Consider the following 1,784-nt stretch of genomic DNA (forward strand, 5'->3'; position numbering starts at 1 on the left):
CCCACGACATCACCTTCAAGACCAAGGGCATCAATCCGGCCATCTTCAACCACGACATCCACACCGCCCAGTTCGCCTGCAAGCAGTGCCACACCAAGATCTTCCAGTTCAGGGCCGGCGTGAAGCACTACACCATGGCCGACATGGCTAACGGCAAGTCCTGCGGCACCTGCCATAACGGCAAGCAGGCCTTCCTGGCCAACAGCGACTGCACCAAGTGCCACAAAGGCTATAAGCCGGGGTTGATCAAGTTCAAGACTGATATCGGCGACGCCAAGTTCAGCCACGACTTCCACCTCGAGCTCTACCAGTGCCGCGACTGCCACACCAAGGTCTTCCCGTACAGCGTAGGCGGCAAGCGCTACACCATGGGCGACATGGACAAAGGGAAGTCCTGCGGCGCCTGCCATAACGGCAAGGAAGCCTTCGCATCCGCAGGCGACTGCGAGAGGTGCCACAAGTAGTTGACCGGCAGCAATGAAGACCGGAAAAGGCGGGGCCGAAAAGCCCCGCTTTTTTTTATCCCTCACCACCTGCGGCGACGCCCCACACCGAGCCCCTCCCTCCCCCACTCCTGCCGGCCACGGCCTCACTCACTAGTCCAATCGACAGCTTAAGGTATACTTGGCGGTGTCATGAGATCGATGCCACCTCTTCCAGTGGAAGGAGCCATCCATGCCCCGCCGCCGTCGCTACCTCCTGGTACTCTTTCTCTCCTTATCCCTCATCAGCACCACCTCGACGGCAAGGGCCGCCAGCGCCATATCGGGGCACGCCGTCATGTCGGCCATCCCGGTAACGGCCCTGGCCATAGCCTTCTTCAAGGACGACGAGGAAGGGGAAAAACAGTTCGTGCGCAACCTGGGGGCGAACCAACTCCTGACCTCGCTGTTGCGGCTGGGCTTCAATTACACGGAATGGGGCACGCGTCCTAACGGGGACGGCTATGGCTTTCCTTCGGGACATGTGGCCTTCGCCGCCTCGGGAGCATCGTTTCTGGAAGAGCGTTACGGCTGGAAGTACGGGATTCCGGCATGGCTCGCCACCGGATACGTGGCCTGGGTGCGAGTCGACAACAACGACCACCACTGGCGTGATGTAGTGGCCGCCAGCGTCTTGGCCTACGGGGTAGCAAAGCTTTACGTGACGCCGGAGAATGCCACCCATATCGCGCCGGTCATCGGTCCCGACTGGTTGGGATTGCGGGTTCAGCGCTCCTGGTAACTAATCCTGTGTCGTAGCGAGGTGAGCAGATGGCAGAGGTATGGATCGGATGCAGCGGTTTCAGTTACGATCACTGGCGCGGCAACTTCTACCCCGAGGGGGTGCATCGAGAGGATTGGTTCAGCCATTACCGCTCTGTCTTTTCCACCGTGGAGCTGAACGTCACCTTCTACCGGACTCCCCAGCCTGAAACCTTCAAGCACTGGCACGACGAAAGCGAGCCGAACTTCTCCTTCGCGATCAAAGGGAGCAGGTACATCACCCATGTCAAAAGGTTGATCGAGGTCGAGGAGTCCGTGAACAAGTTTTTCAGCGCGGCTGAGGAATTGAAGGAAAAGCTGCGGGTAGTCCTATGGCAGTTCCCTCCGGGGTTCAGGTGCAATCACCAAAGGCTCGAAGAGTTTCTCACCCTGCTGCAGCAGTACCCTTTCCGGACCACCCTGGAATTCAGAAATGACAGCTGGCTCACCGACGAAGTAGTGTCCACGTGCCGGGATAAAAAGGTCTCGCTGTGCATGGCAGACTGGCCCCCCTTCGTGAACGAGCTGCCCATCACTTCC

General features: G+C 59.2%; 3 protein-coding genes. All 3 read left to right on the forward strand.

Going from position 1 to position 1,784, the window contains the following annotated elements; translation table 11 throughout:
• Positions 1 to 464 (forward strand): cytochrome c3 family protein (locus AC11W3_RS19435; RefSeq protein WP_484093594.1); only part of this gene is annotated, 464 nt, incomplete at its 5' end.
• A 211-nt stretch (positions 465 to 675) separates the two neighbouring features.
• Positions 676 to 1,224 (forward strand): phosphatase PAP2 family protein, encoded by a 549-nt coding sequence (locus AC11W3_RS19440; RefSeq protein WP_484089918.1) that lies wholly within the window; start codon positions 676 to 678, stop codon positions 1,222 to 1,224.
• A 29-nt stretch (positions 1,225 to 1,253) separates the two neighbouring features.
• The coding region (locus AC11W3_RS19445; RefSeq protein ID WP_484093595.1) for a DUF72 domain-containing protein at positions 1,254 to 1,784 on the forward strand (531 nt) is incomplete at its 3' end.

The organism is Geomonas sp. (assembly GCF_056994735.1).

What these genes read in the sequence shown, in the direction of transcription:
- AC11W3_RS19440 (WP_484089918.1), top strand. Translation starts at nt 676, where the DNA reads ATGCCCCGCCGCCGTCGCTACCTCCTGGTACTCTTTCTCTCCTTATCC.